The 24,552-nt window shown below is 67.0% G+C and carries 27 protein-coding genes and 1 pseudogene; 14 read left to right on the plus strand and 14 right to left on the minus strand.

Annotated features, from left to right (window positions below; translation table 11 throughout):
- From HNO83_RS18645 to HNO83_RS18660, 4 genes and pseudogenes are all read right to left on the minus strand, one after another.
- Positions 1-285, minus strand: a pseudogene (locus tag HNO83_RS18645) (ATPase); the annotation flags it as partial.
- A gap of 19 nt (positions 286-304) precedes the next feature.
- Entirely contained in the window at positions 305-1,363 is a 1,059-nt protein-coding gene (locus HNO83_RS18650; RefSeq protein WP_175339037.1) for a M23 family metallopeptidase, read from the minus strand.
- Between the two features lie 2 nt (positions 1,364-1,365).
- Complete coding sequence (locus tag HNO83_RS18655; protein ID WP_175339038.1) at positions 1,366-1,920, minus strand: hypothetical protein; 555 nt, start codon at positions 1,918-1,920, stop codon at positions 1,366-1,368.
- Positions 1,920-2,177 carry a helix-turn-helix domain-containing protein gene (locus HNO83_RS18660; protein WP_349627304.1) on the minus strand — a complete coding sequence of 86 codons (258 nt, stop codon included), beginning with the start codon at positions 2,175-2,177 and terminating at the stop codon, positions 1,920-1,922. Before HNO83_RS18660 ends, HNO83_RS18655 begins: the two co-directional genes overlap by 1 nt.
- 81 nt (positions 2,178-2,258) lie before the next feature.
- On the opposite strand from HNO83_RS18660, the gene HNO83_RS20835 reads away from it, so the two are divergent.
- Genes HNO83_RS20835 through HNO83_RS20165 form a run of 8 tightly spaced genes read left to right on the plus strand, consistent with a single transcriptional unit; the run spans position 2,259 to position 11,193 of the window.
- The gene (locus HNO83_RS20835) at positions 2,259-2,969 is read left to right on the plus strand and encodes a DUF6668 family protein (RefSeq protein ID WP_349627306.1); all 711 of its coding nucleotides are present in this window, start codon (positions 2,259-2,261) and stop codon (positions 2,967-2,969) included.
- On the plus strand, positions 2,966-3,274 hold the full coding sequence (locus HNO83_RS18670) for a hypothetical protein (protein ID WP_249776854.1): 309 nt from the start codon (positions 2,966-2,968) through the stop codon (positions 3,272-3,274). Before HNO83_RS20835 ends, HNO83_RS18670 begins: the two co-directional genes overlap by 4 nt.
- Before the next feature lie 7 nt (positions 3,275-3,281).
- A complete protein-coding gene (locus tag HNO83_RS18675) occupies positions 3,282-4,031 on the plus strand; it encodes a DUF8175 domain-containg protein (RefSeq protein WP_175339041.1) in 750 nt (249 codons plus the stop codon).
- A gap of 57 nt (positions 4,032-4,088) precedes the next feature.
- The gene (locus HNO83_RS18680) at positions 4,089-5,633 is read left to right on the plus strand and encodes a TrbL/VirB6 family protein (protein WP_349627307.1); all 1,545 of its coding nucleotides are present in this window, start codon (positions 4,089-4,091) and stop codon (positions 5,631-5,633) included.
- On the plus strand, positions 5,620-7,131 hold the full coding sequence (locus HNO83_RS18685; RefSeq protein WP_175339043.1) for an SCO6880 family protein: 1,512 nt from the start codon (positions 5,620-5,622) through the stop codon (positions 7,129-7,131). The genes HNO83_RS18680 and HNO83_RS18685 overlap by 14 nt, the downstream gene beginning before the upstream one ends.
- On the plus strand, positions 7,131-8,705 hold the full coding sequence (locus HNO83_RS18690) for a putative type IV secretion/conjugal transfer ATPase (protein WP_502708441.1): 1,575 nt from the start codon (positions 7,131-7,133) through the stop codon (positions 8,703-8,705). Before HNO83_RS18685 ends, HNO83_RS18690 begins: the two co-directional genes overlap by 1 nt.
- A complete protein-coding gene (locus tag HNO83_RS18695) occupies positions 8,702-10,498 on the plus strand; it encodes a type IV secretory system conjugative DNA transfer family protein (protein WP_349627308.1) in 1,797 nt (598 codons plus the stop codon). The genes HNO83_RS18690 and HNO83_RS18695 overlap by 4 nt, the downstream gene beginning before the upstream one ends.
- Positions 10,495-11,193 carry a DUF4913 domain-containing protein gene (locus HNO83_RS20165; protein WP_175339044.1) on the plus strand — a complete coding sequence of 233 codons (699 nt, stop codon included), beginning with the start codon at positions 10,495-10,497 and terminating at the stop codon, positions 11,191-11,193. Before HNO83_RS18695 ends, HNO83_RS20165 begins: the two co-directional genes overlap by 4 nt.
- Here HNO83_RS20165 and HNO83_RS18705 read toward each other — a convergent pair.
- From HNO83_RS18705 to mobC, 5 genes are all read right to left on the minus strand, one after another.
- Positions 11,186-12,289, minus strand: a complete 1,104-nt coding sequence (locus HNO83_RS18705) for a hypothetical protein (RefSeq protein WP_175339045.1) — start codon at positions 12,287-12,289, stop codon at positions 11,186-11,188. The two genes, HNO83_RS20165 and HNO83_RS18705, sit on opposite strands and share 8 nt — an antisense overlap.
- On the minus strand, positions 12,289-13,212 hold the full coding sequence (locus HNO83_RS18710; RefSeq protein ID WP_175339046.1) for a DNA-methyltransferase: 924 nt from the start codon (positions 13,210-13,212) through the stop codon (positions 12,289-12,291). Before HNO83_RS18710 ends, HNO83_RS18705 begins: the two co-directional genes overlap by 1 nt.
- Before the next feature lie 201 nt (positions 13,213-13,413).
- Positions 13,414-14,262 carry a hypothetical protein gene (locus HNO83_RS18715; RefSeq protein WP_175339047.1) on the minus strand — a complete coding sequence of 283 codons (849 nt, stop codon included), beginning with the start codon at positions 14,260-14,262 and terminating at the stop codon, positions 13,414-13,416.
- Positions 14,263-14,278: 16 nt separating this feature from the next.
- Complete coding sequence (locus tag HNO83_RS18720) at positions 14,279-15,979, minus strand: relaxase/mobilization nuclease domain-containing protein (protein ID WP_175339048.1); 1,701 nt, start codon at positions 15,977-15,979, stop codon at positions 14,279-14,281.
- Positions 15,976-16,242 carry a plasmid mobilization relaxosome protein MobC gene (gene mobC, locus HNO83_RS20495; RefSeq protein ID WP_249776857.1) on the minus strand — a complete coding sequence of 89 codons (267 nt, stop codon included), beginning with the start codon at positions 16,240-16,242 and terminating at the stop codon, positions 15,976-15,978. The genes HNO83_RS18720 and mobC overlap by 4 nt, the downstream gene beginning before the upstream one ends.
- A gap of 406 nt (positions 16,243-16,648) precedes the next feature.
- On the opposite strand from mobC, the gene HNO83_RS18730 reads away from it, so the two are divergent.
- Positions 16,649-17,020, plus strand: coding sequence for a hypothetical protein (locus HNO83_RS18730; RefSeq protein WP_175339049.1), 372 nt, complete (start codon positions 16,649-16,651; stop codon positions 17,018-17,020).
- Positions 17,021-17,364: 344 nt separating this feature from the next.
- A complete protein-coding gene (locus HNO83_RS18735; RefSeq protein ID WP_175339050.1) occupies positions 17,365-17,565 on the plus strand; it encodes a helix-turn-helix transcriptional regulator in 201 nt (66 codons plus the stop codon).
- Here the strand turns inward: HNO83_RS18735 and HNO83_RS18740 are convergent.
- From HNO83_RS18740 to HNO83_RS18760, 5 genes are read right to left on the minus strand one after another with little or no spacing between them, the layout of a single operon-like run.
- Positions 17,562-18,134, minus strand: coding sequence for a hypothetical protein (locus tag HNO83_RS18740; protein ID WP_175339051.1), 573 nt, complete (start codon positions 18,132-18,134; stop codon positions 17,562-17,564). The two genes, HNO83_RS18735 and HNO83_RS18740, sit on opposite strands and share 4 nt — an antisense overlap.
- Positions 18,131-18,727, minus strand: coding sequence for a recombinase family protein (locus tag HNO83_RS20840; protein ID WP_175339052.1), 597 nt, complete (start codon positions 18,725-18,727; stop codon positions 18,131-18,133). The genes HNO83_RS18740 and HNO83_RS20840 overlap by 4 nt, the downstream gene beginning before the upstream one ends.
- Entirely contained in the window at positions 18,724-18,939 is a 216-nt protein-coding gene (locus HNO83_RS18750; protein ID WP_175339053.1) for an antitoxin VbhA family protein, read from the minus strand. The genes HNO83_RS20840 and HNO83_RS18750 overlap by 4 nt, the downstream gene beginning before the upstream one ends.
- Positions 18,936-19,712, minus strand: coding sequence for a Fic/DOC family protein (locus tag HNO83_RS18755; protein ID WP_298799524.1), 777 nt, complete (start codon positions 19,710-19,712; stop codon positions 18,936-18,938). The genes HNO83_RS18750 and HNO83_RS18755 overlap by 4 nt, the downstream gene beginning before the upstream one ends.
- A gap of 56 nt (positions 19,713-19,768) precedes the next feature.
- Entirely contained in the window at positions 19,769-19,966 is a 198-nt protein-coding gene (locus HNO83_RS18760) for a hypothetical protein (protein ID WP_175339055.1), read from the minus strand.
- 326 nt (positions 19,967-20,292) lie between these two features.
- Here HNO83_RS18760 and HNO83_RS18765 point away from each other — a divergent pair, with 326 nt between their 5' ends.
- From HNO83_RS18765 to HNO83_RS18780, 4 genes are all read left to right on the plus strand, one after another.
- Complete coding sequence (locus HNO83_RS18765; RefSeq protein WP_175339056.1) at positions 20,293-20,649, plus strand: peptidase inhibitor family I36 protein; 357 nt, start codon at positions 20,293-20,295, stop codon at positions 20,647-20,649.
- 101 nt (positions 20,650-20,750) lie between these two features.
- Complete coding sequence (locus HNO83_RS18770; protein WP_175339057.1) at positions 20,751-21,485, plus strand: hypothetical protein; 735 nt, start codon at positions 20,751-20,753, stop codon at positions 21,483-21,485.
- Between the two features lie 232 nt (positions 21,486-21,717).
- Entirely contained in the window at positions 21,718-22,572 is an 855-nt protein-coding gene (locus HNO83_RS18775) for an efflux RND transporter periplasmic adaptor subunit (protein ID WP_175339058.1), read from the plus strand.
- The gene (locus HNO83_RS18780) at positions 22,569-24,503 is read left to right on the plus strand and encodes an ATP-binding cassette domain-containing protein (protein WP_175339059.1); all 1,935 of its coding nucleotides are present in this window, start codon (positions 22,569-22,571) and stop codon (positions 24,501-24,503) included. The genes HNO83_RS18775 and HNO83_RS18780 overlap by 4 nt, the downstream gene beginning before the upstream one ends.
- The last annotated feature ends 49 nt before the right edge of the window (positions 24,504-24,552 follow it).

The following is a 24,552-nucleotide window of genomic DNA, read 5'->3' on the forward strand; positions in this document are numbered from 1 at the left end:
GGGGGCCTGCGGCCGCGCTTCGCGACTGTCGTCCTCGGTCACGGTCTGGTCCGCGTGGATGATCAGCGGCCATTCCCCGGCGGGGTCGCGGGTGAGGACGTGCAGTGGTCGACCGAGCTGTTCGGCGCGGGCTGCGACGATCGCGACGACCTGGGCGCGCGCCTCGTCGACGTCGCCGGCCGCAACCTCCGTGACGGTGCCGCCGATGGATACCTGGGCGGTGCCGTCCTCGTTGAGGGTCGCGGTGGCGCGGGGCCAGGCGGCGGCTTCGGTTGTCGTGCTCATGTGGGTGTTCTCCTTCCGCTCATCCGCCGATAGTGATTCCCACGGTCTTCATAAAGGCCACGGGATCGGTGGGGGAGCCGTTGATCATGACTTGGAAGTGGAGGTGACAGCCTGTGGATTGCCCGGAGGAGCCGATACGGGCGATCTGCTGGCCTGCGGTGACCTTCTGGCCGTCTTGGACGAGGATTCCGGAGGCGTACATGTGCAGGTAGACCGTCTGCACGCCGCCGCCGTGGTCGATGACGATCGTGCCGTTGGAGCCGTAGCCGACGCCGAAGCCGCTGGCGACGACGGTGCCGGTCTGGGCGGCGTAGATGGGGGAGTCACAGCCGCCGGCGATATCGACGCCGGCGTGGAGCTGGTAGACGCCGGTCACTGGGTCCACGCGCATCCCGAAGGGATCGCTGATCGGTCCTGCCGCCGGAAGTGCCCAGCCTTGGGCGCTGACGGTGCCGGTGCCGGTGGCGACCCCGGAGCAGACCTGGTTGCCGGTGCCGGTGCTCAGGCCGAGCTTGGCTCCGGTAAGCCCTTCGACGACGGCCACGGCGGCGTCCCAGTACTGGGCGTAGTAGTACGGGTCCGCGTTCACCTGGACCTTGTGCGCGGCGATCGTCGGCGCGAGGGAGTCGCGGTCGGTGATCGTGGCCAGCTTCTTGAAGAAGTTCGTTGCGCTGATGTACGGGTCCATGCGGTCACTGAGCGACCCCCATGCCCCGTTCGCGCGCTGCTGGAACAGGCCGCGGCTGTCCGGGCCTACAGCGTCGCCGTAGTTGAGCACGCGCAGACCGGATTCGCCCATCGCCGTCATGACGCCGATGGTCTGATCGCGGGAGCTGAGGTTGAGATCCTTTCCGGCCTGGATCACATACGCGGCGTTCACGAGCTGGTCGTGCCCGTATCCCCTGATCGTGGTGTCGGGCACCGTCTTGGGGTCAATGGTGACCCCGGCGGCGCTGCTGCCGGTGGGGTTGCAGCTCGCGGACGCCGACGACGTGAGCAGCAGCATGCCCAACACCGTGGCGAGGATCAGCACGGGCACGGTGATGATCGCTAGGAGCCCCCCGGACTTGCGATCCATCGTCAGTGTGTCCCCGCGGGAGGCGTGAATCGGCTGGCAAGCCACGGCGACGCGCCGTCGCGCCGCGTGAGGATGATCGTGTAGGTGCCGGCGTCGGTGGGAACCTCCACCGACACGGCGTAGGTGCTGCTGTCGTCGACGATGGTCCCGTGGCCGGTGAGCTTGTGCGCAGGGATGTTGGCGGGGTCGACGGACTGGTAGTCCTGCTGCGCCTGCGGCGTCAGGAGAGGCGACAGGGCCGCCCACCACTCGGTGGAGTTGAGGTCCGGCCGCGCGAACGCCGTGAGCGCCTTCTCGGCCGCGACAACGGCGTTGGAACGCTGCGACGCGTCCCAGGCGGGTGCGGGCTTCGGGTGGACCGTCCCGCCGCCGGACTCGTCGTCGAGTTTGGTCCCGTTCGGGGCCGGCGTGAAGGTGCTCAGGTCCGGGATGGAAACACCGGAGGGCGTGGGGGAAGGGCTCTCGCTCGGTCGCTGTTCGCTGTTACCGGCGCATCCGGCCAGCGCAACCGTGACCAAGACGACGCCGGCTAGACCGAGCGTGCACTTTCCCCCCATTACCCCTCCTCGTGCTCCTCACCCCGCGCTGACGGCTGTGTCCGCCGTGAGTTCGCCCCCTGCTCTAGAGCTTCCTTTAGTTCATCCCGCAGGATGAACCATGTAGCTCCGAGCTTGTAGCCGGGAATCACTCCGTCTTTGAGCCACTTGTAGACGCCGGGCTTCGTGAGGCCCAGCATCTCTGCAACCTCTGGAACGGTCAGTGTCTCCTTGCGCCCCTTGAACAGCGCATCAAGCCCTGACGTCACGGGGAACACCGGAAGCCGCAAGCGCATGCAGACAGTGTAAACGAAAGGTGGCTCTGTTGCACGCTGTTTATGCGTGCGTATCCCTGTAGCATGCTGTTGCTCCCAGTAGAACGATCGAGTATTCTTGTCGCGTTAGCGACGTCGAACACAATTATCGAGGGGGGAACGGTGAGCGACGGCATTAATCCATGGATATCCCGACCCACTGACCCTGAGCCGGCATCTCCGGCGATCAGCGCACCGTCTGTTGCGCCGCCCACAGGGCCGGTCGGGCCTCAGCGTGGGGTTCCGGCCCCGGATCGCGTTGACCAGCTGCCGACCTACGACCGGCCGCAGGCAGCGCCGCTGTGGTGGCTCGGAGCGCACGGTGGTTCCGGTGAGTCGAGCCTGGCCGCGCTCGTGCCTGACTGGCTTGCTGCCGATCACGGTTGGCCGCACCCCCCAGCGGGGATGCCGGCGCGTGTCGTTCTCGTCGCCCGCTCCCACGCTTATGGGCTGCGTGCCGCCCAGGCGGCCGCAACTCAATGGGCGGCCGGCCTCGTTCCGCACGTGGAACTGCTCGGCCTCGTTCTCGTCGCTGACGCCCCCGGCCGGCTGCCGCGCCCACTGCGCGATCTGGCCCAGGTGGTCGGCGGCGGTGTCCCGCGCACGTGGAACGTGCCGTGGATCGAATCGTGGCGTCTGGGGGAGCCGTCGGCTCTCACGGACGCTCCGCGGGAGGTTCGTCGACTCGTCGACGAACTGAGCGCGCTGGTCACACCCGTTGCAACGGGCACCACCTACCGAAAGGAACAGCGATGAGCACACTGCACACCATCCTGACCGCCGCAAACGACTTCCTGGCGCACGTCCCGATGGTCGACATTCCGAACCCGAACCCCCAGCAGCCGCCCGGCACGGGCGGCATCACCACGATCATGGCGTGGTTGAAGTGGATCGGGTACGCCGTCGTCGGCGGCTCGATCATCGTTGGCGGCATCCTGATCGCCGTCAGCTTCCGCCGCGGCGAGGGCCACGACGCCCTCCCCAAGATTCTCTGGCCAATGGCCGGCGCGATCGTGATCGGTGCAGGTGCCGCGTGGATCGGCACCATCGCAGGAGGGTGATGCAGTCGTGAGCGACGACAACAACAACGACAGCCAGAGCCCTTTCACACGTCCAGGCTTCATCGCCGCGGCGATCGTCGTCGCACTCATCGTCGTGTGCGCGATCATCCTCGTCGCCGTCAACGTGGGCAAAGGCGACCCGAAAGCGGATCCCACGCCCAGTGCGTCGAGCACGTCGCCCGGAATCATCTCGTCGCCCGGCCCTGTGTCGGGCGATAAGAGCGTCTGCGGTCTCAGTGGGACGGAGCTTTCCGGCACGGTGAGTGCAGCGCCCGAGACGTCCTGGAAGTACCAGGACGTGCTCGCCTACCCGACGTCGCAAGTCGCCGGCCCTGCCGCCACTGCACCGTCTGGGTATCGATACTGCTTCCAGCACACCCCGGACGGTGCGCTATTTGCCTCAGCAAACTTCGCAATCATGTCGTTCGATCAGTCGCTCCGGAGCACATGGCTCCCGTATGTGCTGGCCCCGGGCCAGTACAGGGACAGCCTGCTCAACTCGGGACTCAATGCAGCGAACCCGTCCGGCATTCGAGCATCCATCGCTGGATTCCGCGTGCTGTCGTACGACGGCGAGCACGCGCAGGTCGACGTCGCATTCCAGGCGACGGCTTCCGGTCAGATCGTGACCGGATCATTCGTCGCGAAGCTGGTCTGGTCAGGCGGCGATTGGAAGCTCGACTCGTCTGCGGCGAACCCCGCGCAGGTCGATCAGCTTCCGAACCTTGCCGGGTACACGGCATGGACGGTGGGATGACCAATGGCTGGACAAGACTGCGGATTCCTCGGCACCGGCTGCGTAGTACAGGACTGGGTGAACAGCGCGGTCGGTAACGCGATCGACAACATGGCGAAGGCGGTTCAGGAGGCTTTCGGCAAAGCGGTGGCCTCGCTCGGAACGGTCTGGGTGAACATCGGCACCCCCAACCTGACGGGGACGGGCAGCAGCTCGTCGCTGACCGCAGGCTCGTCGGCGCCGAACTCGGAGGGCATCACAACGGTGCTCGGCTACGTCACCTGGGTGTCGTTGGCCATCTGCGGCATCGCCATGATCATCCTCGGGATGATCGTGGCATCGAGGTTGCGATCTGGCCAGGGCATCGCGGCTGTCGGCAGGGCCGGCATCATCCTCGGTGCGGTGGTCCTGATCAGCGGGGCGAGTTCGCTCGTCTCTACGATCATCGCCGCAGGGCCGAGCGGCGCCGGGGGTGCGGTCGCGTTCCTGCAAGCGGGCCTCTGGTGGTACATGGGCGCGCTGGCCGTGCTGTCGGTGATCATCGGCGGTGCCCGGATGGCGTGGGAACAGCGGGCCGAACCGGGACGGGAGACGCTGAAAAGCCTCGTGACGCTGATCATCGTCGCGGGTGCCGGCGTGACCGTTGTCGGCCTACTCGTCGCGGCGTCCGACTCGTTCTCGGTGTGGATCATCAACAAGTCGCTGGACTGTGATGTAGCCGCGGCCGGGTCGACATGCTTCGGCACGAACGTGCTGAACCTGCTGGCTCTGACGACGAACCCGGCCGCGGGCGGCCTGGGCTCGCTGCTGATCATCATCTTGGGGCTGATCGCGATCCTCGCGACGGCGTTTCAGATCGTGCTCATGGTCGCCCGCGGAGGCATGCTCGTCATCCTGACGGGCATCCTGCCGCTGTCGGCGTCGTTTACGAATCTCGAAACCGGCAAGGCGTGGTTCCGCAAAAACGTCGGCTGGCTGCTGGCGTTCATCCTCTACAAGCCGGCGGCGGCATTGGTGTACGCGGCCGCGTTCCAGCTCGTCGGCACGAACGTGTTCAAGGACGACGGCACGGGCCTGCTGGCCGTGCTCACGGGCCTCATGCTGATGGTGATCGCGCTGTTCGCGATGCCGGCACTGATGAGGTTCGTCACTCCGCTCGTTGGCTCGATGGCTGGTGGCGCGGGTGGCGCTATGGGCGTGGCTGCTATGGCCGCGCTTCCGACCGGAGCTGCGGCGCTGGGACGTCTCGGGACGGGTAGCGGCAGCTCCGGCTCTGATGGCGGCACTGGGAGCACGGGTTCGACCGGCTCGACCGGATCACCCTCGGGCAGCCGCGGCGGCGGCGCGCCTGCGTCTCAGCCGGGCGGCGGTGGTGCGTCCACGGGTGCAGCGAAGTCGACTGGTGCGGCCGCGGGCACAGGTGGTGGAGCTGCGGCCGGTGGTGCGGCCGCCGGAGGCGGTGCTGCAGCGGGTGGTGCGGCCGCGGGTGCGGCTGCCGGGCCGATCGGAATGGGCGTGGGGGCAGCGGCCGGTGTGGTCGCTGACGGCGCGAAGAAGGCCGCACAGGCCGTTCAGAGCGTTGGCGAGCAATCTACGGAGGGAGGCCCCAGTGGTGGCCGTTGATTCAACTCAGGAAGGCCCTCGGACCTACGGCAACTGGCGGCGCCCGACGTCGCCCGGCCTGCTTGGTCTGGGAACGGTCGGGACGGGGCTGCTGTTCGTCGCTCTGTTCGCGATCCTGATCGCGCTCATGTCGGCCGGCATCCTGGCAGCGCTGATCACCGCGGCGATCGCGGGCGGTCTGCTGCTGCTCCTGGTGCTTAAGAACGCTGATGGGCGCAGTGTCCTCTCCCGCGCCTCGAACAGGATCGGATGGTTCTCTGCCCGTTCGCGCGGGACGCACCTGTATCGGTCCGGTCCTCTGGGCCGCACCGAGTGGGGCACATACCAGCTTCCCGGCGTTGCGGCAGCGACGCGGCTCAGCGAGCACACGGACTCCTACGGGCGTCCGTTCGCGCTCGTATACACGCCCGTCAGCAAGACCTACGCCGTGGTGATCGGCACCGAGCCTGACGGCGCGTCGCTGGTCGACCCCTTGCAGGTCGACACGTGGGTTGCCGACTGGGGTCACTGGCTGTCCCACCTGGCCGACGAGCCGGGTATCGAGGGCGCTTCGGTTGTAATCGAGACGGCCCCGGAGTCCGGCACTCGCCTGCGGCGTGAGGTCGAGCTGAATCTCGACCCGGACGCGCCCGAGTTCGCGCAGGCGATGCTGCGGGAGGTCATCGACACCTACCCCGCCGGCTCGTCGACGGTGAAGGCGTTCGTGACGCTGACCTTCAACGCGATCCCCCGGAAGGGTGCACAGCCTCGTAGGCCGGACGAGATGGCGCGCGAGCTCGCGGCGCGTCTGCCCGGTCTGACCGGCAACTTGCAGGCCACCGGGGCGGGGGCCGCGCGCCCGCTCGCGGCGCAGGAGTTGTGCGAGACGATCCGGATCGCCTACGACCCTGCCGCCGCCCAGCTCATCGACGAAGCGCACGCGCAGGGTGAGACGCCCGAACTGTCGTGGCCGGACGTCGGGCCGACCGCGCATCAGGCGTCGTGGTCGGACTACCGCCACGATTCTGCGACGTCGGTCACCTGGGCGATGACTCAGGCTCCGCGGGGAACGGTGCAGTCGGGTGTTCTCGCCCGGCTGCTGGCCCCACATCGGGATATCGCTCGCAAGCGGGTGACGATCCTCTACAAGCCGATCGATCCGGCCCGTGCGGCCGGACTCGTGGAGTCCGATCTGACGGCCGCGCAGTTCCGTGCCAGCGCGACGCGAAAGCCGCAGGCGCGTGACACCCTCGCGGTGCGCGCCGCGGCCGCGACGGCGCAGGAGGAGGCATCCGGCGCCGGGCTAGTGAACTTCGCAATCTTGGTCACTGCGACGGTGCTCGATCCGGCCAGGGAGCCGGAGGCGGCCGCCGCGATCGACAACCTGTCCGCTGGCGCGCGCCTGCGCGTGCGCCGGGTGTATGGGTCGCAGGATTCGGCTTTCGCGATGGCGCTGCCGTTGGGACTGATCCCGACCAAGCACGTTCAGGTTCCCTCCACGCTCCGGGATCGGGTGTGATGAGGATGGCAACGAACAAGAAGCGCAAGAGCACCAAGAGCCCCGTGCAGAAGGCGCAGACGACGACTGAGCCGCGCTCGCTGCGCCCCAGTGGGCGCGGCTGGATCGGGCGCGGTCGCGGTACTGCCGGATACGTCCAGGCACCCGTCCAGTACCGCGGCACCACCGTTCAGGTGTGTGGGCTGTGGCCGTTCTCGGTGGGGACGGGCGCGCCGCTGGTGGGCGTGCCGCTCGGCCGCCACCTCTACACGGGCGCAACGGTGTGCGCGGACCCGATTTCGTGGTTCCAGCGCGCGAAGCTGATCAGCAACCCGAGCGTGTTCGTGCTCGGCTTGCCTGGCTTGGGGAAGTCGACGACCGTTCGACGGATGGCCGCCGGCCTCGCCGGCTTCGGCTCCATCCCGTTCATCCTCGGAGACTTGAAGCCGGACTATGTTGACCTGATCGAGGCGCTCGGCGGACAGGTGATCCGCCTGGGCCGCGGCCGCGGCCATCTGAACGTCCTGGACCCGGGCGAGTCGACCGAAGCCGCCGTGCGGCTGCGCGAGGCCGGTTATGAGAAGGAGGCGGAGGAGGTTGAGGCGGACGCCCACGGCCGACGCCTCACCATCGTCTCCGCCCTGCTCACGATCCTGCGCAAGCAGCCGCCGTCCGACGTCGAGGAGTCGATCGTCGACCAGGCGCTCCGCATCCTAGATCGCCGGTTCGTCGACCAGGTGCCGGTCCTCGTGGACCTGCTTGCGATCGTGCAGGAAGGACCGGCCGAGCTGCGCGAGGTCGCCGTCGACCGTGGCGACTTTGCCGAGTATCAGCGCACGACCCGTGGTCTGGAAGCATCGCTGATCAGCCTCGCCCGCGGCGGCCGTCTCGGGGAGACGTTCTCCCGGCCGACGACGAATCCGATGCGGCGTGACCGTCCGGTGGTCTACGACATTTCCGGGCTGAAAGAGACCGACGTCGACCTGCGCGCCGCGACCCTGCTCGCGTGCTGGTCGAACGGGTTCGCCACGGTGAACGTGGCGAACGCTCTCGCTGAGGCGGGCCTAGAGCCGCAGCGGCACTACTTCGTGATCATGGACGAGCTGTGGCAGGCGCTCCGCTCCGGCAGCGGCATGGTGGATCGGGTCGACTCGCTCACCCGTCTGAACCGCCAGTTCGGTGTCGGGCAGGCGATGATCACCCACACGATGCGCGACCTCGACGCTCTCCCCACGGAGGAGGACCGGATGAAGGCGCGCGGGTTCGTCGAGCGCGCCGGCATGGTCGTGGTCGGCGGCCTTCCGCACTCGGAGATGCCGCTGCTGACCACGGCCGTGCCGTTCTCGCAGGCCGAGCAGAGTCTCCTCACCGGCTGGTCTGCGCCGCCGTCGTGGGATGCCACGACCGGGAAGGAGACGGAACCTCCCGGCCGCGGCAAGTTCCTGATCAAGGTCGGTGGCCGCCCCGGCATCCCGATCACGGTCAAGCTGACCGAGACGGAGCGCTCGACCAACGACACGAACAAGCGGTGGCACGCGCAATCCCGTGTCGGCCGGCGCCTGCACGCCGTCGAGCCGGAGGAGGCAGTGTCGTGAGCACACCCAACAATCGCCGCCGCGACCCGGGCGGCCTGTCGGCGGAGTCGATGCTGCTCGCCGCCGGCATCGTGATCGTCATCGTCGGCGTGTTCGGGGTGAACCTCGCGGTTCGGCTCGGCCACCAGCTCGACCACACCGGGGTCACTCTCAGCAGTGACCCCTTCACGCTGACGTTCCAGGTCCTCATGGGGAAGGTGCCGTGGCCGCCATCGGGCACGTGGATCATCGCCGTGGTCGCGGCGATCGTGCTCGCCCTCGCCGTGCTGATCATCGTGGCGATCGCCCGCTACCGGAAGGCGCGCACCCGCGTCGACCGATCGGCCGCGTACATGGGCCGCGGCCGCGACGTCGCGGACCTCAGCCGCAAGAGCGCCCTGGAGAAGGCTCAGCGCCTCGGCGTGGCTGACGCGCCCGGTGTTCCCATCGGGCGCACCGTCGCGTCAGGACAGCCGCTCTACGGCTCCTGGGAGGACATGCACATCGACATCTGGGGGCCGCGCACCGGTAAGACGACCAGCCGCGCCGTCCCGGCTATCCTTGCCGCTCCCGGCGGGGTGCTCGTCACCTCGAACAAGCGCGACGTCGTCGACGCCACCCGGGACGTGCGCGAGAAGGCCGGCCCGGTGTGGGTGTTCGATCCGCAGGGGATCGCTTTGGAGGAGCCCACCTGGTGGTGGAACCCGCTGAGCTATGTCACCGACGAGGTACGCGCCGCCAAGATGGCCCAGCACTTCGCCTCCGGCTCCCGCGACACGGACGCAAAGACAGATTCCTACTTCGATCCGGCCGGCAAAGACCTCCTGGCCGGTCTTCTGCTCGCCGCAGCGCTGGACAACCGGCCGATCACCGACGTGTACACGTGGCTGACCCGGCCCGCCGATGACACGGCGGTGGAGATCCTTCGACAGCACGGCTTCCCGCTGACCGCCGACCAGGTGGCCGGCGTCATCGACGCGCCGGAGAAGCAGCGCGGCGGCGTCTACGGCACCGCCCAGCAGATGGCGTCCTGTCTGACCAACCGCCAGGTCGCCCGCTGGGTGACCCCGCTCGGCGGGAACACGGCCGACCGGCGGCCGCAGTTCAGCCCGGACGCGTTCGTGCGCGGCGGTGGCACCCTCTACAGCCTCTCCAAGGAGGGCCAGGGCACGGCCGGTCCTCTGGTGACCGCGCTCACTGTCGCCGTGGTGGAAGCGGCGGAGGAGCGGGCCGCTCGGTCGGCCGGCGGCCGCCTCACCACGCCGCTCCTGGGCGTCCTGGACGAGGCAGCGAACGTCTGCCGGTGGCGTGACCTACCGAACCTCTATTCGCACTACGGTTCGCGCGGCATCGTCCTGATGACGATCTTGCAGAGCTGGTCGCAGGGCGTGGAGGTGTGGGGCGAGTCCGGGATGCGCAAGCTGTGGTCGGCCTCCAACGTGAAGGTCTATGGCGGCGGCGTCTCGGAGGCCGGCTTCCTGGAAGACCTGTCGCGGGTCATCGGTGACTACGACCGTCTCTCGTCGTCGACGTCGAGCGGGCGCGGGCAGCGCACGGTGTCGCAGCAGCTCCACCGTGAGCGCATCCTGGACGTCGCGGACCTGGCCGCGATGCCGAAGGGTCGCGCCGTGGTGCTCTCCTCCGGCTCTCGGCCGACGCTGATCCGTACTCAGCCGTGGATGACCGGCCCGCGCGCGGCCGAGGTGCGGGCCTCGATCGCCGCGCACGATCCGCAGGCGCAACGAACGATCAGTGAGGCGCAGCACGAGGTCGCGGCCGTGGAGGCGACAATCGGGAGCGAGGCGCGATCGTGAGCGACTGGGGCGAGGACGAGTACGAGCCGCAGGACGCCGGCAGCTCGTCGACGACGGCAGCAGCTCCGTCCGGCGGTCGCGCGTTCGGGATCGACGTCGGCAGCTTGGCCGACGAGCTGGTGGATGCCGCGGTCAAGTCCTTGGTGCGCAAGGAAGTGTCGGCCGTAGCCGCCGAAGCCGTCAAGGACGCTCTGACCGACGAGGTGCTGGACGCGCTTCGCGATCGGGCGGAGACGGCGGCCGCCGCGGCGATCGCCGCGCAGCTCGAAGATTCCGGGCTGGACGATGACGCCCCGGCCGGTCCGGAGGACGCGGCAGAGCCCGTCCTGACGTACGGGAGCGTCGACGAGTTCCTGCGCGAGTATCTGCGCAGCGTCTACCGGCGCAAGATCGACGGCAAGAACCGGGTGTGGGCGGCCGAATGGTGGAAGTACGACGAGGCGGTGATCCGTCTCGAAGCGCTCTGGCGCTCCTGGGAGTTCCTGCGCCGCGATCCGTCGACCGGGATGAGTGTGTGGTGGCGTGACCACGCGGACACGCACATGGCCGTGCTGATGGACCCGCAAGGCCCGTTCGCGCCGGCCGACGCGATGGACCCGGAGAACCAGTGCAGCAAGGGCGACCCGCTGCCCTACAAGCAGCCGCCGGAAGGGCTGTTCCCCGACGTCCGGGCGGAGAACGCGGAAGTCAGTTAGCAGGGCCGCTGCCGACTAGCCCAGGGAAGGGTGCAACCTGGAGCATTTCGGGCAGTGTCGCGAGCGTGAAGACGCGGCCGTCCGTGTCCCGGATCACCGGGCCGAGGGTGTCGTTCACGCGGGTCCAGCCCATGCCCGAGAGGACGGCTAGCAGAGGAACGCCCCCGAGGCGCACGGACTCCGCCCGCAGTCGCTCGAACCGCAGAGCCTTGTCCCGCGCGGTGCCTCCGTCGTTGACGAGCTTGCATTCGAGCATCGCGCGCAGCGTGCCTGACGAGTCGTAAACAACGAAGTCAGGGGCCGGCTGCACTTGAATCTCGAAGCGCGCAGCGATCTCGCCTTGGTCGTGGCCGCCTGTGCGAATGTATGGGATGCGGTTCTCGACGAACAACTCCTCGACGGCATCCTCGATCAGGTTACCCCGCTGAGTGGAGGTCGCGTCGAGCACCTGGCGGAAGGCGCCGCCGTAGTGTCGCTGGTGGAGAAAGTCGGCGTAGGGGACACCGTTCTCTGCGAGGCGGCGCACCGACTCCCATCCCTCACGGGTGTCGATCTTGTCTTGCTTGGAGCGAAGCTCGCCAGGAGGGTCACCGAAAAGAGTGCCGTCCATCGCCTGAGTGATCGTCCTGGCGACGAGCTCAGCGACAGAGTCGGTGACTGCGACTCCGTCCTTTTCCATCGAATCGACCTTGCCGGCCGAGATGCCCTTACCGTCGTCGCCGGCCACGAGGAGGGTGGCCTGAGCGAATTCATTCTTGGCGAGTCCGAGCATCGTGCGGAACGCCAGAAGCGAGCGCGGGGCGTCGTACAACGCCCGACCGATGCTCACTTCATCCACACGGGTGAACCCGTCGGTTGCCTCGTAGGCGAGGTTGTACGCCGTGTGGAAGGTCTCGGGTTCGTAAAACTCTGACTCGTTGATGTAGGCAAAGTCCGGGGCCAGGTGCGGCACGTAGGCCAACCGGGCGATGGAGGCGAAGATGCGCTGATGCTCCGCGGTGCCGTGCCGTTGCCCAATAAGGCGGATCAGGGCAACACGTTGGTCCCAGGAGGGTGCTCCAACGATCTCTGCGACGGTCTCGGAGGCGTCCACCATCAGCCGACGTCCAGCAGCTTGCCGGGGATGTCGTGGGCCTCGTCAGCGTCAATCCGACGCAGCGCCTCGGTCACGAATTCCTCGTGCAGCTCAATACCCCCAGCTTGCCGGCCGTGACGGCGTGCCACCACGACGCTCGTTCCGCCGCCGGCGAAGGGATCGATGACGATTCCTCCCTCCGGCGACATGGCCTTGATGAAGAACTCGGCCAGCCCCTCTGGCATGGCGGCCGTGTGGGCGACGCCGTAGTGCTGGTTGTAGGTCTGCGAAACCGAGATCACATTGCCGGGGTCGGCCGCACCAAGCCTGTAGGTGGTGGTGCGGTCACGGCCAAACCCGGCATCGGTGGTCTTGCGCCCATTCGCATCCATGCTGCGGCGGGTGATCTCCGATTGCGGAGTCTTGTAGGGGACCCGCACCGCGTCCAGATCGAAGTAGGGCCGGTTGCCGCGGGCGAAGTGATAGACGTACTCGTACGCATCTTTGGTGCGGGGCCCGAACTTGCCGGGGACGGCGTTCGGCTTCGCCCAAATGTAGGTCTCGATCCACCGCCACCCCATGTTCTGGAGAGCGATCACCAGCTGATACACGTAAGGGTGACGCTGGCCCTTTAGCGGCCCGCTCTTAGCCACGCGGTTCTTGATGTTGATGACCAGCGATCCCGTTTCAGTGGTCGCCTCGAACATGTCGCGCGCTAACGGCAGGAACCACTCGACGTAGCGATCCGGGTGGATACGGGAGTAGGCGCGGGCGTCCGCGTATGGCGGCGACGTGAAGAAGAGGTCCACGCTCGCGGGTGGGAGCTTGGGGAGCCAGTCATATGAATCGCCCCAAACGACGCCCTCCTCAGTGAGCTTCGCCAGCGCGGATTCCGGTTGAGAAGGTACGGCCGGGCGAGACGAAGGTGCGGCGTGGAGGTGCATGCTGAGACTCTAGCTAAGGGGGTGCGACAGTCGTCTGAGGCGCGCACCACAGGGCCGCTCCTCCATAGCCTCCAACGGAGGGCTTGTTCCGGCTCATACGCGAGTCGGATAATGGCGCGAACGTCGCTTCCCCCCAGCGACGGGGACACAAGAAGGGCCGCGCTCCCCCCGCGCGGCCCTTCTTCCTGTCTGCCGTCCGGTTCAGCGGCTCTGTTCGTTGCGCTGCACCTGGACGCCGCGGCCGCGGGCCTTGCGCGCCTTCGGTGCCTTGGCGGGGCCGCCTGCGGCCACCGCGGCGGTGGCCGGCTTCGCCTGGCTGACGTCGGCGCGCATCCGGGTCGCGATGACGTCCTGATCGATGCCCTTGCTCTCCAAGTCCGCCGCGGTGGACGCCCGCCGCTCGGAGCTGTCGTACGCGGTCGCGCTGTCCTCTCGGGCAGCGTCGGCCGTCACGGTGCGCTCGTCCGCCTCGGCCTGTGCTCGAGTACGCTCCTCCGGGTCGGGCTCGTACTCGGCCGCGGCGCGCTCCTGCTCGGCCAGCCGGTCTTGCTGGTCCGCCTGCGCGAGGAGCTGCTGTGCCTCGACGTTCTCGACCGCGGAGCGCTGCCGCTCGACGTCGGCCTGCGCACGCCCCTGCTCGGCACGCTCGACCGCGGCGCGAACCGCGCCCGCATCGGCGCCCGTGTCGGCCGCGTCGACGCCGTAACGGGTGCGCAGCTCCTCACGCATCCGCTCCTCGGCGCGGGCCGCTTCCGGGTCGTCCTGCGACCATGCGCGGGTGGTCTGGTACGTGCGACCGATCTGCTCGGGCGTCGACCGCTCCCACCAGTCCGACCGGTAGACGTTGCCGTACTCGGTGCGCGCCGTCCGCTGCTCGGCCTCGAACCGGGTCCGCAGCTCGCGCGCCTCGCGTTCGCTCGCCGCCTGCGCTCGGCGCAGCGCGTCCTCCCGCGCTCGGGCGATGCGCTCGCCCACCTGTCCCGCAGCGGTCACCGCGACCCTGATCTGCCCTTCGATCGCTTCCGCGATCCCGTCGCTTTCCTCGGCCATGATCGGCCCCCCTCTCCTATCGTTCCGGGCCGCGCTCTGCGCCCGGCCCCGTCCTCTGTCGTGGCTTCGTCGGCTCGATCTTGTTCGGCACCGGCGACGTCGCCGCCGTCGCCGGCTGAGCCTGCCCGGCCCGCAGCCGATCCAGCATCGCCTGCGTCTCCGAGTCCAGCGTCGCGGCCGGCGCGGCCGTCGTCGACGACGCCTCCGCGCTGACCGCCGGCAGCGCGTCACGAACGCGCGTCAGACGTCCCCGCACGTCCTCAGCCAACAGTCGAGCCTGCCGGGCCTGCTCGGCCGCCTGGGCGGCCTCGTAGACCGCCTGCGTAAGGCGGAGGAGCTGCCGGATCATCGCGGCCTGTGCCACCGTGCCCTGACCGCCACGTGCGGCGCTGGCCAGCAGCATCGCCGCCCCGGAGATAGCGGTCGTGCCCGCGCGATGCGGCCGCACCGTGCGGGTGTACGTCTGCGCCGATCGTGACAGGGCCTCCGACGCCGCGGCGAGGTCGCCGGGCGTCTCCTCGGTCGCGTTGGACCAGGCCGCGAATGCGCCGGCTGTCTGTCGCGCGACCGTGGCCCACGTGTCCCTGTCGTCGACGGGAACCGACCGCAGCCGGTCTACGAGCTGCCGCAGCTCGTCGTTGCGCCGGCCCCACAGCTCGGGGTCCGGTTCCCGCGTCTCAGCTCCCGGTGCGACCACGCGGCGGCCGCGCTTGGCGGCGTTCCACTCGGCGGCCGCATCGCTCGCTCCAGTCGGGGTATCCGGCCACCCGTCGCGCAGCCGGGGCAGCGTGAGATCGCGCCCAAGGTGACCCCCGCCGTACCAGATCGGACGCTCGCCGGCCGCGGGTCGCTCGGCCACCGAGTAGCCCGTGATGACGTCGGTACGTCCATCCGCGTAGCGGGGACGAACAAGCAAGCCCGTGCGTCGCATGCGGCGCACGAACTCGGCTTCGTCGGTAGCCGCGGTCGCGCACCCGCGCACCTTCAACGCCAGCAAATAGCGGGGCTGATCGGTGCGCACCTCGGCGCTGATCCGCGCCTGCCGATCCGGCCCGGTCAGGTGTTCCCACCGCGGCGCGTCCTCGCCCAACTGCGGACGGGTGCGCTCGTACTTCGCACGTGCCCGCGACCGCGCCTGAGCTTCCCGCTCGGCCGGGTCGTAGCCGCGCGTCGACCGCTCGGCGCGCACCGATTCCAGCTGCTCCAATCCGTACTTCACTTCAAGCGCTCGGGTCGCCACCTGGGCGCGGTGGAAGTCGTTGTGGATGGATGCCTTCGTGCCGTCCTCTCGGACCAGGTTCACGGCGATGTGGATGTGGTCGTTCCCGTTCGACGAGACACCGTGCCGGACGGCGACCCACCGGCACGGGGCCTTCGCTCCTTCGTTGTCGTCGAACTCCATCGCCGTGATGAAGTCGTTCGCGATCGCGCCCCACTGCTCATCCGTGAGCTGTCCTTCGTCGGCGCGCAGCGAGAGCGAGCAATGCCACACGTGACCGCTGGGAACCTCGACACCGAATGCAGTTCGCGGCTTATCCAGGTGGCGCGCGATCGACAATGCCGCATCGCGTCCAAGCTCCGCGTCATCGTGCCACGCCATGAGCGCCGGATCACCCGCGACCAGATGCGGCTCAGTGTGCTCGTTCGACCGGCCCGGACCGGTGAGGTAGGTCATCAGTCCCGACATGCGATCGCCGCGGACAACGTTCGGCATCACGACGCTGCACCGCTCAGCTCGTCGACGAATGCGTCGATCCGGTCGGCCACCTCGCGCACCTTGCGCAGCGTCGCCACCATCTCGGCCTGCACGTCACCGGTCGCGTTTGTCGCCTTCGCCATCTGGTTCACGTTGTTCGCGATCGTCGCCAGCAGCCGGTGCGTGGAGAACATCTGAGCGATGACCTCGTGCCGCACCGACGCATTGGACGCGGCCGCCGCAGCCCCTCCCGCCAGAGCGGAGTCCACCAGCAACTTGGGCACGCTCACCTTGTACTGCAACGCGAGCGCAAGAAGCTGCCCCTCCTCCTCGGGAGTGACACGCACAACATGCCGATGCCGGCGACCACCCTCGACGCGACGACGACGCGCCTGCCGACGGGGCTCCTGCTCCCCCGCCGTGTCAGAAACAGCCATGTCACCACCCCCTCTCGGCCCAGCGCAGCGACCCCGCACAACGCGGGGACCACACATCCAGTGTGCCGCATCCTCGACCCCGTGTCGAGGATCAAGCCCGATCCGGTCACCGGATCATATAGCTTGCTCCGTTCCGGACTCGGTTTACTGCTGCTCACGTCCTCGGACGGGAGTGGTCGCGGCTTCGCCGCGCCTGCTTGTGAACGTGTCGGCAGGTGTCGACGAGAAGCGCTCCACTCCGTACCATGAGTGCATGGCTACGCAACTGACACCAGAGGAAGCAATCGAGCGCGCACGGCGTCTACAGGACGAGCGGCTGAATGCCGTTCGCGGCGTCGCGGAGGCGCGCCAGGCGCTCGTCGACGTGCGCGAGGAAACCGACCGTGAGCTGTCCGCGCTGCAAGCGCGGATCGCTGAGAGGATCGCCAACGCGGAGCGCGAGGACGTGCGCGCGTACTCGGCCGCGGTGAGCGCCGGATGGACCGCGGAGGAGCTTCGTAAGATCGGCTTCTCCGAGCCCGACAAGAAGGCGCGCGTCCGTCGCCGCTCCACGCGCAAGCCAGCGACACGGACGACCCCCGATGCGGCTCCCGCTTCGGGACAGGACACTTCTTCGGAGGGTTGATCCCGCAACAACGAATGGCCCCGCGTTCCGCTCTGCGGCGTGGGGCCTTTCGCGTGTCCCCGCGGTGCGGGGTTGCACTCCGCTACGAGGCCGTCAAGGGCGCTACGCGTCCCTTCGGGAGAGCCCTCCGGGCTCCCCTTGACCGCCTCTCCAATGCGTGCAAGTCGGCCAGTGTTCCGTTGAAAGCAGCCAGCTCGGCGCACGCGCCGAACTGCCAACTTTCAATCGGACACACAACAACTGGAAGGCCGAACGATGGACAGGGAAACCGCGCAGAGCGAGAACGTCGGAGGGTACGTCGTACCTGTCGACCCGATGGACGAGATGGGGTGCGACTCGTGCCAGTGAACGACGACCAGAAGCGGCCCACGATGCTCACACCCAAGACACTTGCCGCGCAGCTCGGCGTCGACGTCGAGCACCTGCGCCGACTACGTGAACAGGGCATCGGGCCGGCCTACATTCGCATCACTCCCCGCACCGTCCGATACCTCAGCTCGGAGGTCGCGGAGTGGCTGGATGAGGAGGTTACAGAGTCGGCCTAGGAGACGATCGCTAGAAGCGCGTCTAGGGCTCTCAGTGCTGCGTTGTAGTCCGCCTCTGCGGTGGGCTCGTTCTGGGTTCGAAGCAGTGTGCCGATGAGCCCTCGGGAGTCTGTCGGGTTTTCGCGCATGACCCGATACAGCTCCAATGCCTGGCGCTGATCCTCCTCTGCCTCGTCAAAGACGTTGGCCGGTAGATGGAGCTGCGTCTCGGCCTCGGCCAGAGCGAACTTTCCGACCAGCAGCTCGACCTGCGCCCGGATGCGTGCCGCCGTCCTTGGAGCTAGGTCCTCGGCCTGCGTCATCACCTCGCGCGCGAACTGCTCCTGGCCTTTGATATCGCCGTACGACTTCGGGTAGGCACTGTCCTTATAGAACCGGGCACGATCGCGCACCAGTCGCGCGCGGTACTCACTCACCACGCTCACGATCGCGCGCTCGGCGGCGCGGCGTTCCTTCGTCCGCTCCCCCAATCGGGTGATCGGCACGACCGTGAGCAAGCCGCCCGCGGCACCACCGAACAAGCCTGCGACGGCAGCGACGATGGTGTCCGTCGAGACCCACGCGCTCACGCTGGGATCCCCGCACCCTGACGCGCCTGGTCGTGCTTGGCGAGGGCGCGGGAGACGCTGGATGCTCCGACTCCGAAGGTGCGCGCGATCTTCGCGATGCTTACGCCGGCAGCGCGCATCCGGGCGGCTTCCTCGACGCGCTCGGGTGTCATCACGGAGGGCCGCCCGCCGACGCGACCCTGCGCCCGAGCGTGAGCGAGGCCGCGCATTGTGTTGTCGCGGATCGTCGCGACCCTCAACTGGGCGAGAACGGCCATGATGCCGACGATGGCCTCCCCCATCGGCGTGGACGTGTCCACGTCCAGGAACGGTTCGGTGAGGCTCCGCAGCCGGATACCGCGGCGGCCCAGGTCACGGATCAACTCGATGGCCATCAGCTCCGATCCGGCGATGCGATCCAGCGCCCGGATCACCAACGTGTCGCCCTCGCGGAGGAAGTCCAGGCACGCGACCCACTGGGGCCGATCAGCGACCCTGCTGGACTCTCCCCGGTCGACGAACACGCGGCCGGCGCCGGCCGCCCGCAGCTCGGCCTCTTGCGCATCCGGGTTCTGCTCCCGCGTACTCACTCGCGCGTAGCCGACGATGTTCACGCTCGATCCTCTTTCGTCTCGACGGTGACGAGCCCGTAGCGCTGACGGGTGCGCTCCACTAGCTCGTCCGCGTCAATGTCTCCCGCGATGTACAGGTCCGCGTCCGCCAGCATCGCAGGCGACAGCGACAGTCCCTCCATTTCGGCGCTGTGGATGCCGTCAGCAACCTGGCGAGCTCGCTCGGCCGGCGTCGTCTCAACGGTGTTCGTCATCGCCCTTCCTGCCCTGCCTCGTACCCGCGCTCCGCCATCCGAGAAGTACTCGGCCGTGACTCCTGCGACGGTGTTGCGGGTGCCACTCGAGTGATGTCGTTTGCGGATCGTGGAAAGCTCACTTGCCAGAGGGCGCGCCCCGCTTCGGCTCCGGCTGGCGTCTCGCGGGAGCCTGGCTCAAAAGGGGCGATCGCCTGCCCGAGCACCGCGGCGAGCTGGTCGTTTCGGCCGGTGTCTTGGCTGTTGAAGCGGGCCTCCACGAATGCGTCGCGCAGCGGCGCTCCTGGCGCGAAGTGCGCCGGGTCGATGCGGTAGCCGGCCTGCTGCGCGAGCTGGGAGAAGAACACGAACTGGGTTCGGGTGTTGCCCTCGCGGAAGCTGTGGATCACGTTGACTTCGCCCCAGCTCTCCGCGAGCTGGTCGACGAACTCGGCCGGCTCTAGACCGCGCAGGTAGTTCTTGCTCGCCAGCTTCGCGTACTCGGCTTCCGCGGCCGCGGTCAGGTGGGGGCCGGCGCCGTAGTAGGCGTGGCCGTCCTTGGTCATGAACTGCCCGACCGGAGCGACGCGCTCCTGGCCGGCCCACTCGTACACGTCCTGGAAGATGTGCCCGTGGATGGCCTTCATGTGGTCGTAGTCGAATCGACCCTCGATCGGCGTCTCCGCCAACTCCTGAACACGCGAGTGGGCGTATGCCTCCTCTAGCGTGCGCAGCTTGTCGGGGTCAGTCTCGCCGTAGGGCTTGCCCGGAGCGGTGAACTTGTTCCGCAACACAGACGTACCTGGGATGAAGTAGTCATCCCAGGTACGGAAGGTAGTTGCGCGGGGCATCAGCCCTGGACGTGTCGGCGGATCGCTTCGCGCGCCTCGTCCCCGGTCAGCTCGTGCCGTGCCTGGCGCTCCAAGATGGCGCGCAGCTCCGGGTCGGTTACCTCGTGGCCGGCCAGGGCGAGCGCGGCGTCAGCGAACGCCACGCGCTCGTCGACGTCGGCCTGAGTGGGCCGGGCGGTTGCGATCGTGTGAGCCATGATGCGCCCCTTCCGTGAGCTGCTTCCATTCTACCAGAAACCAACCGAAAACGGGGATATTGGTGTTTCGGTTGGAAAGAGTTTCGGTGGAGAGTTTCGGTGCACTGAGAGTCGGCGTGTCGCGGTACTGATCGGGTCGAGGCAGATCGCACCGGAAACGATCGTTTTCCGCGCAAGCCGCCCGGGCGCGCCTTTCATATCCCCGCGTATCGCCAGGCCGCGACAAAGGCGTTGCGTTAGGGCCTCGCGGTAGTACTTGCGGGGCCTAGACAGGGCGTTCTAGACTCCGGCTCAGCTGCACGTTCAATGAGGATTGGGGAGGAATTATGAAAAAGCGTTCAATTATCGGGGTTGCGGGAGCTGCTGCCCTTGTCGCTGCTTCGGTCATCGGATTCAGCGCGCCGGCGCAGGCCTCGATCACGCAGTGCGGGAGCAACCGCGCGTGCGCGTGGACGGATTCAAGCTACGCGGGGGCATTCGGGTCTTGGACGAGTTCGCAGTCCTCCTTGCCCGGATTCCACGACAACATCTCTTCCGTGGCGAACAACCGGACAGCGTACATCGGATGGTTCAGCGACCCTGGCTACTCGGGCGCCTTGTTCCAGCAGGCTGGCGGAGCTGCAGGTTTCTTCAACTGGCCCGACACGCGCAACGACTCGTTCGACTCCCTCTACTTCTACTGATGGCGGGTGGGCGGCTGACAGCGACAACGTCAGCAGCGGCGCTCATCACTGTCGTTGTGTTGACCGGGTGCTCGTCCGGGCCGTCGCAGGCGCATGCTAACGTGCGTGGACAGCTCGATCCGGCAACGGCGCAGATTGTGTTGCCACTTGAGTCCTACGCGATGAGCTGGGGTGAAGTGCAGACCGTAAATCATGCAAATGCGATTGCCATCGAAAAGTGCATGGCTAAGAAGGGGCTCACCTTTCCTCGCGCCTCTCAGGACTGGTCGGCGCTCACGCCTCTACCGGATCGTCGGTATGGGCTGTGGGCGCCGGCCGACGCTGAAGCCAACGGGTATGAGTTGCCCGAGTCGAGTCAATCGAAGGACGTTCAGGCCCAGGAGGATGCACTTGGTCCGGATTGGTGGCAGGACTATCAGGGGTGCTTCAAGTCGACCAAGCAGTTGCCGGTGATGGGGGTCAACACATCGCCAGATCAATCGGTGGTGGACCGTGGAATGAACGAGTCTTTTGAGGCCCTGCTTGCCAGCGACGAGTTCAAGTCGACCCGGGAGAAATGGCTCAGCTGCATCCAGAACGGCGGCCTTGCCGCCAACAAGGATGCCAGGGTGCTCGTGCCTCAATTTCCTTCTGCGGGAGAGGAGCAGTTGAAGGTTGCAGCCATCGATGTGCAATGCAAAGAATCGCTGAACTCCGTCCAGACGCTGGCGGACTGGGAGGCGACCAGGCAAGCAGAGTACATCGATGGTCACGAGGGCGACCTGACGGCCTACCGCGACAAGGTCAAGAAGGTGGTCGCCCAAGCGCAGAAGCTGGTCACGACCGTTGGCGGGTGAGCCGCGGCGGTTGCGCCGATTGGACCATCCATTCCGCGCTCTCGCCTTCGTTGCGGTCACGGTTCTAATCGCGGGCGCAGCCTTCCTGCTGGGCATGTGGGTGCGGTCGCCGGACTCGGCTGTCCTCGACGCTCGCGGTACAACTGTGCCCGTGTATGCGTCGGTTGAATCCAGAACCGTCACGGCAGACATTCGCATCCAGGGTGAGGTATCCGGGACGCAGCAACAGCCAGTGAGCGTTAATCCGCCAGCGGGGGCAGAGCGCATTGTCGTCACGTCCGTTTCAGCCAATCCGGGCCAGCTCACGAACGGCCAGCTTCTGGGCACCGTGTCGAACAGGCCAGTGTTCCTCTTCAGCGTGGATATCCCGCTGTTCCGAAACCTAGTAGCTGGAGATACAGGCAGTGACGTCGCCAGCCTGCAGAAAGCGCTTGGCGTCCCGCAAACAGGAAAGGTCGACAGTGCCACCCTAAGCGCCGTGCGCTTCGCTTACTCGGCCGCAAGTATTGAGCCACCCGGCGGTCGATACTCCACGACCATCACCACCGCAGAGTTTTACACCGTTCCCACTTCCCTCGGTGCGCTCTCCTTGATCTCAATCGCTCCGGCCGGCTCCTCTGTAGACAGCGATCACCCCTTCGCTGTACTGGGAACAGGATCCCCATACGTCAGTGTCCGAGCCAGCGTGAGCGAGGCCGAACAGATCAAGCAGAACGACAAAGTCAGCATCACCGGCTCTGGCGGGAAGAAGGGCACCGGCACGGTGGCCAAAATCAGCGAATTCCAGTCGAGCCCCACCAGCGGAGGACGACCACCCGGCCGCGACATCCAAATCAACCTCGATGCTGGCGGAAACCTGAAGGCCGGTGATGCCGTCGCAGTCCTCTTCGGTACCGAGTCAAAACCCGATATGGCAGTACCCACGATCGCAATCCGGTCGGACTCGGGAGGCGACTACGTGATCAAGCGCAGCCAATCCACCACCCCTGCGCGCACACCAGTCGTCGTGCAAAGAAATGCAGACGGCTGGACGGCGATAAAGGCGGAGGGTCTCGCGGTAGGGGACCAGGTGCTGGTGTCCCAATGACCGTTTCACCACCACGGCTCACACTCAACCGTATCCAGCGCCGCTATGGAGAGTCACAGCAGTGGTTCGCTATCCGAGAGGCGTCGCTGATCGTCGAACCTGGCGAATTCCTCGCCATCGTAGGGCGCTCCGGGTCAGGAAAATCGACCTTTCTCAACATCATCGGCTTGCTCGATTCACAGTGGGAGGGAAGCTACAAGCTCGGTGATATTGACGTTCGCAGTCTGAGCGCAACGCAGATCGACCGCCTGCGCAGCGCAACATACGGATTCATCTTCCAGTCTTCCTATGCAAACCCCTACGAAAGCACCGAACGAAACGCAACCCTGGCCCTAGCTATCCAAGGAGCACCGCTCCGCGAGCAATCAGAAAAGGTCTCGCAGGCACTGGAAGTTGTGGGGCTGGAGAGAAAGGCCGCTGCGCTCGCCCGCTCACTATCCGGTGGAGAACGTCAAAGACTCGCAATCGCGCGAGCCCTCACCACGAATCCCTCAATCATCGTGGCCGACGAGCCCACAGGAAACCTCGACACTGAAACGGGCGACCAAGTGATGCAGGCCCTCCTCGAGCTCAATCGACAGGGGGCAACGGTCATCCTGGTCACCCATGACGCGCGGATTGCAGCTTATGCCCACCGGACGGTTCGGATGGCCGACGGCATCCTTGAGACCACAGGGGCTGGCGCTTCTGTCGGTTCGACGACTGATGCTCAGGGGCCGCTCCCTCTACGGCCAATTCTTTCAAAGAAGTTGCGTCGTGGCACACGGTTGCGACGAGCATCGGATCGACTCACTCGAGCGATCAATAACGTGACGTCTCGACCGTTGCGCTCGGTCGCGCTCATCGCCGCCTTCGCTTTGGCGTTCGCGGGACTCATAGGGGCGGCAGGCATCGGCGCGACCGCATCACAGCAGATCGCAGGGCGGCTCACCGCCGCAGCTCGAGACGAAGTCCGAGTGAACGTACCTGGCGGTACAGCGGACGATCAGGCGGCTCTCTGGCTGGACCGACTAGATTCGCTCCCACATGTTCGAGAGGTCGGGCAAGTAGCGCCCCTGGATGCCAATACCGCGCGGACAAGTCGGTTCGCGTTCACATCGGCCAGCGGCAACTCACCGTTCCAGGGGAGCACCGTGGCTGTCGATAGAGGGCTCTTTGGCGTGCTGGATATTAGAACGTCTCCCCAGAGCGCAAGCAGACTGTTCTCCTCCACCACCAAACACATCGCGCTCGTTGGCGCGGAAGCGCGTTCACAGCTCGGCCTGTCGGACAGCGATGGTGTTGGAGCGGAGGTGTGGGTCAACGGCGAGCCGTACGCAGTGGTAGGCACCATCACGTCCGCACCACGGGAGCCCAACCTACTGACGAGTGTTGTCGTGCCTCTAACGCAGTTTTCGACCGGTTCTCGACAAGTCGTGGTCCGAACCGATCCCGGCTTTGCCGGCCCCTTGGCAAGCGCGATACCCCTCGCGCTCTCTCCGGCATCGCCTGCAGATATCTCAGTCGAGACCGCTGCCGAGCTGCGGAACTTGCGAGTGGGAGTGCAAACCGACCTGAACGGATTACTTGCCTCATTGGCGATCGCCCTTCTCGCCCTTGCCATACTCAGCGGCGCCTCAGCGATGTTCATCTCCGTTCAAGCGCGCACCCAAGAGCTTGCGCTCGCTCGGGCGGTTGGACTGGGAAAGGGCGGCGTAGCGACAATCTTCCTCTGGGAAGGCGTAGTCATCGGCCTTGCGGGAGCGCTAGCGGGAATCGCAGGTGGACTAGCGATTTCCGTCGCAGTCGCCGCTCTACGCGGATGGACGGCAATCGCGCCATGGGAAACGATCGCCATCGCACCAATAGCCGGAGCCCTCTGTGGTGCCCTCGCGGCCTTGCTCCCCGCCGCACGCGCCGCACACATCGACCCTGCCGACGCCATCCGATAAGCCTCTGTGAGGCATCCCCCGTGGCTGCTCACGGGGCTACCCTCGATGC

Source organism: Leifsonia sp. C5G2 (assembly GCF_013359685.1).
Classification (GTDB): Bacteria; Actinomycetota; Actinomycetes; order Actinomycetales; family Microbacteriaceae; genus Leifsonia.

Excerpts from the sequence above, each read along its gene's own strand:
- HNO83_RS18650 (WP_175339037.1), bottom strand. The coding sequence starts at position 1,363 with ATGGATCGCAAGTCCGGGGGGCTCCTAGCGATCATCACCGTGCCCGTG.
- HNO83_RS18655 (WP_175339038.1), bottom strand. The coding sequence starts at position 1,920 with ATGGGGGGAAAGTGCACGCTCGGTCTAGCCGGCGTCGTCTTGGTCACG.
- HNO83_RS20835 (WP_349627306.1), top strand. The coding sequence starts at position 2,259 with ATGCTGTTGCTCCCAGTAGAACGATCGAGTATTCTTGTCGCGTTAGCG.
- HNO83_RS18670 (WP_249776854.1), top strand. The coding sequence starts at position 2,966 with ATGAGCACACTGCACACCATCCTGACCGCCGCAAACGACTTCCTGGCG.
- HNO83_RS18690 (WP_502708441.1), top strand. The coding sequence starts at position 7,131 with ATGAGGATGGCAACGAACAAGAAGCGCAAGAGCACCAAGAGCCCCGTG.
- HNO83_RS18705 (WP_175339045.1), bottom strand. The coding sequence starts at position 12,289 with ATGGTGGACGCCTCCGAGACCGTCGCAGAGATCGTTGGAGCACCCTCC.
- HNO83_RS18710 (WP_175339046.1), bottom strand. The coding sequence starts at position 13,212 with ATGCACCTCCACGCCGCACCTTCGTCTCGCCCGGCCGTACCTTCTCAA.
- HNO83_RS18715 (WP_175339047.1), bottom strand. The coding sequence starts at position 14,262 with ATGGCCGAGGAAAGCGACGGGATCGCGGAAGCGATCGAAGGGCAGATC.
- HNO83_RS18730 (WP_175339049.1), top strand. The coding sequence starts at position 16,649 with ATGGCTACGCAACTGACACCAGAGGAAGCAATCGAGCGCGCACGGCGT.
- HNO83_RS18750 (WP_175339053.1), bottom strand. The coding sequence starts at position 18,939 with ATGACGAACACCGTTGAGACGACGCCGGCCGAGCGAGCTCGCCAGGTT.
- HNO83_RS18760 (WP_175339055.1), bottom strand. The coding sequence starts at position 19,966 with ATGGCTCACACGATCGCAACCGCCCGGCCCACTCAGGCCGACGTCGAC.
- HNO83_RS18765 (WP_175339056.1), top strand. The coding sequence starts at position 20,293 with ATGAAAAAGCGTTCAATTATCGGGGTTGCGGGAGCTGCTGCCCTTGTC.
- HNO83_RS18780 (WP_175339059.1), top strand. The coding sequence starts at position 22,569 with ATGACCGTTTCACCACCACGGCTCACACTCAACCGTATCCAGCGCCGC.